This window comes from Micromonospora sp. NPDC004336 (genome assembly GCF_053602615.1).
Genome location: NZ_JBSGDY010000305.1, coordinates 1 through 3,366, shown reverse-complemented (window position 1 = coordinate 3,366; position 3,366 = coordinate 1). Strand labels below are relative to the sequence as shown.

Below are 3,366 nucleotides of genomic sequence, written 5' to 3'. Positions count from 1 at the left end.
CCGGCACCGTCGTGCGGGCCGGCTCAGGCGGGTGCGGCGGTCACGCGGACGAGGTTGCCGGCGGGATCCCGGAAGGCGCAGTCGCGGACTCCGTAGTCCTGGTCGACGGGTTCCTGGACCACCTCGGCGCCCGCGGCCCGGAGCCGGTCGAAGAGCCCGTCGAGGTCGTCGGTGGCCAGCGTGACGGCGGTGTAGACGCCCTTGGTGACGAGTCGCAGGATGGTGCTGCGCTCCTCGTCGGTGACGCCCGGGTCGGCCGCCGGCGGGTGCAGCACGATGGAGGTGCCGGGCTGCCCGACGGGGCCGACGGTGATCCACCGCATGTCCTCGTAGCCGGCGTCGCCGCGGACCTCGAAGCCCAGGACGTCGCGATAGAAACCCAGGGCGGCGTCGGGGTCGGTGTGCGGGAGGAAGACGTGCTGGATGGTGATCCTCATGCCCGTCAGGCTACGAAGGGCTACCGGGGCGGGCTTCCCGATTCCTGACCGGTCTGGTCACCTGCTTGCTCAGGCACGGTGGAATGCCCGCCGCGGCCCGGGAGCGGTCGCGTCGGTAGACGCTCGGGGGCACGCCGACCAGCTCCGTGAACCTGGTGCTGAACGTGCCCAGCGAGGAGAAGCCCACCGCGAAACACACGTCCGTGACGCTGAGGTCGCCGCGGCGCAGCAGCGTCATCGCCCGCTCGATCCGCCGGGTCATCAGGTACGAGTACGGCGACTCGCCGTAGACGCGGCGGAACTCCCGGCTCAGGTGCCCGACCGACAGGTGCGCCCCACGGGCCAGCGTCTCGAGGTTCAGCGGCCCGGCGTACTCACGGTCGATCCGGTCGCGGACCCGGCGGATCACGGCGACGTCGCGCAACCGCTGCGCCTCCGCGCGCCCGACACCCACGAGCCCCATCGTCGCACCCCCGCACCCGCCACGCCGGCGGCGGGTGCGGCGTGTCCCCGAAACGCGCGGGCGCGCACCGGTCAGGAATCGAGAAGCACCGGCGTCCGCGGCACGGCTAGCGTCGCCACCACGTCCACCGACAACGGCCAGGAGTGACGCGATGAGCACCAACGGCAAGGCGAAGAGCGGGACAGGCGCCGACGGCTTCTCCGACGACGAGCGCGCCGCCATCAGGCAGCGCGCCGCGGAGCTGAAGAGGGAGGCGGGCCGCGGTCGTCGCGACAAAACCGCCGCCGAGGAACTCGACGTGCTGTCGAAGATCGCGGAGATGGAGCCGGCGGACCGCGCGCTGGCCGAACGCGTCCACGCCATCGTCACCGCCAACGCCCCGGACCTGTCGCCGAAGCTGTGGTACGGGCAGCCGGCCTACGCCCGCAAGGGCAAGGTCGTGTGCTTCTTCCGCAGCGGGCACGCGGACAAGCAGCCCTACTCCACGTTCAGCTTCACCGCCGAGGCCGACCTCGCCGCCGGCCGTGGCCTGTGGCCCACGTCCTTCGGCGTGACCGACCTGGGCGACGACGCCGCGGAAACCATCGCCGCCCTCGTCCGGAAGGCCACGAGCTGACCCTCCGGGAGGCCGGGCCGACGCCCGGGGATCGTCCCGCACGTCGGTCCCCGTCGGGGCCCGGCCGCCCACGGTGACGTCCGGCCGCCCACGGTGACGTCCGGCCGCTCGCCGGCGGGGTCACCGGTCGTGCCCCGCCGGCGAGCGGGTCGTCAGCGGCGGTCGGCGAAGTCGTCCAGCGCCGCCACGACCCGCCCGGCCATGCCGTGGCCGCTGCCGTGTCCGGCATGCTCCAGCAGTTCCAGGCGCGCGTCCGGCCAGGCCTGCGCCAGCAGCCACGGGATGTCCGGCGGGCTGCTGATGTCGAGGTTGCCGTGCAGCAGCACGCCGGGGATGCCGGCCAGCCGCCCCGCGCCGCGCAGCACCTCGTCGTCGGGCAGGAAGCACGCGTTGCGCCAGTAGTGGGTGACCAGGCGGGCGAACACCATCCGGAACGCCGGGTCGGCGTAGCGGGGATCGGGCTGGTGCCCGGGCACGGTGGAGACGTGGGTGTCCTCCCAGGCGCACCAGTCCCGCGCGGCCCGGTCCCGCACCGCCGGGTCCGGATCGGCCAGCAGGCGGGCGTACGCGTCGGCCAGGTCGCCGTCGCGGTCGGCCGGCGGCACCCCGTCGCGGAACCGGGCCCACTGCGCGGGGAACACCCGCCCCATGTCCCGGGTGATCCACTCGATCTCCCGTCGGGTGCCGGCGGTGACGCTGAACAGCACCAGCTCGCTGACCCGGTCCGGGTGCCGCTGGGCGTACGCCAGGCCGAGGGCGGACCCCCAGGAGGCGCCGACGACCAGCCAGCGGTCCACCCCCAGGTGCTCGCGCAGCAGTTCGGCGTCGGCGATCAGGTGGTCGGTCGTGTTGGTGGACAGGTCCACCGCCGGGTCGGCGGCGTTCGGGAGGCTACGGCCGCAGCCGCGCTGGTCGAACAGGGTCACCTGGTAGCGGGCCGGGTCGAACAGGGTCCGCCAGCTCGGTCCGCAACCCGAGCCGGGCCCGCCGTGCAGCACCACCGCCGGTTTTCCGTCGGGGTTGCCGCAGGTCTCCCAGTACACGAGCTGACCGTCGCCCACGTCGAGCATCCCGTGCGCGTACGGCTCCGTCAGCGGGTACCGCTGCGTCATCGCCTGTCCTCCCTCGTCCCACCGAATACAACAGCGCTGTTACATTAGCGGGGTGACTGACACGCCGGACCGGGAGGCCGTGGGCACACTGCTGCGCCACGTCCTCGAGGTGCTCGACGGCGACGTGGCCGCGGTCTACGCGGAGCGGGGCCTGGCCGACTACCGGCCCCGGTTCTCGCCGCCGCTGCGCGTGCTGGTCGCCGACGGGCCGCTGCCCATCCGTGACCTGGCCCGCCGGGTCGGGGTGACCCACTCGGCGGCCAGCCAGACCGTGGCCCAGATGGCCCGCGCCGGCCTGGTGGAACTGGCCCCGGGCACCGACGCCCGGCAGCGCGTCGTGCACCTGAGCGACCGGACGCGGCAGCTGCTGCCGATCATCGAGGCGGAGTGGGCGGCGACGACCGCCGCCATGCGGGAGCTGGACGCCGAGCTGCCGGTGCCCCTGGCCGACCTGCTGCACGAGGTGCTCACCGCCGTCCGCCGACGGCCGCTGCGCCAGCGCATCGCCGACGCGGGCCTGCCGCCACCGTCCTGACGCGTCTACCGGCACCCGGACGTGTCGGTCCACACCCCGGTGGCGGCCCGACGACCGGCGACCGGCGGCGGCCCGCCACCCCGGGAACTCGGCCCGCCGCCCCGGGAACTCGGCCCGCCGCCCCAAGCCCCGCCGCCCCGGAACTCGGCCCGCCGCCCCAAGCCCGGCCGCCCCGAGCCCCGGCCGCTTGCCGCGATGCCGGG

5 protein-coding genes are annotated in these 3,366 nt (G+C 74.7%); 2 read left to right on the top strand and 3 right to left on the bottom strand.

Features of this window, described 5'->3' with window-relative positions; translation table 11 throughout:
- Positions 1 to 23: 23 nt before the first annotated feature.
- Both ACWENR_RS30105 and ACWENR_RS30100 read right to left on the bottom strand, forming a co-directional pair.
- Positions 24 to 437, bottom strand: coding sequence for a VOC family protein (locus tag ACWENR_RS30105; protein ID WP_452280327.1), 414 nt, complete (start codon positions 435 to 437; stop codon positions 24 to 26).
- Between the two features lie 10 nt (positions 438 to 447).
- Positions 448 to 900, bottom strand: a complete 453-nt coding sequence (locus ACWENR_RS30100) for a helix-turn-helix transcriptional regulator (protein ID WP_452280326.1) — start codon at positions 898 to 900, stop codon at positions 448 to 450.
- Positions 901 to 1,051: 151 nt separating this feature from the next.
- On the opposite strand from ACWENR_RS30100, the gene ACWENR_RS30095 reads away from it, so the two are divergent.
- Positions 1,052 to 1,516: a DUF1801 domain-containing protein gene (locus ACWENR_RS30095; protein ID WP_452280325.1), complete on the top strand. Its 465-nt coding sequence runs from the start codon at positions 1,052 to 1,054 to the stop codon at positions 1,514 to 1,516.
- A gap of 152 nt (positions 1,517 to 1,668) precedes the next feature.
- Here ACWENR_RS30095 and pip read toward each other — a convergent pair whose 3' ends face one another.
- Positions 1,669 to 2,628 carry a prolyl aminopeptidase gene (pip, locus tag ACWENR_RS30090; protein ID WP_452280324.1) on the bottom strand — a complete coding sequence of 320 codons (960 nt, stop codon included), beginning with the start codon at positions 2,626 to 2,628 and terminating at the stop codon, positions 1,669 to 1,671.
- 52 nt (positions 2,629 to 2,680) lie between these two features.
- Here pip and ACWENR_RS30085 point away from each other — a divergent pair, with 52 nt between their 5' ends.
- Positions 2,681 to 3,163, top strand: a complete 483-nt coding sequence (locus tag ACWENR_RS30085) for a MarR family winged helix-turn-helix transcriptional regulator (RefSeq protein ID WP_452280323.1) — start codon at positions 2,681 to 2,683, stop codon at positions 3,161 to 3,163.
- Positions 3,164 to 3,366 lie beyond the last annotated feature (203 nt).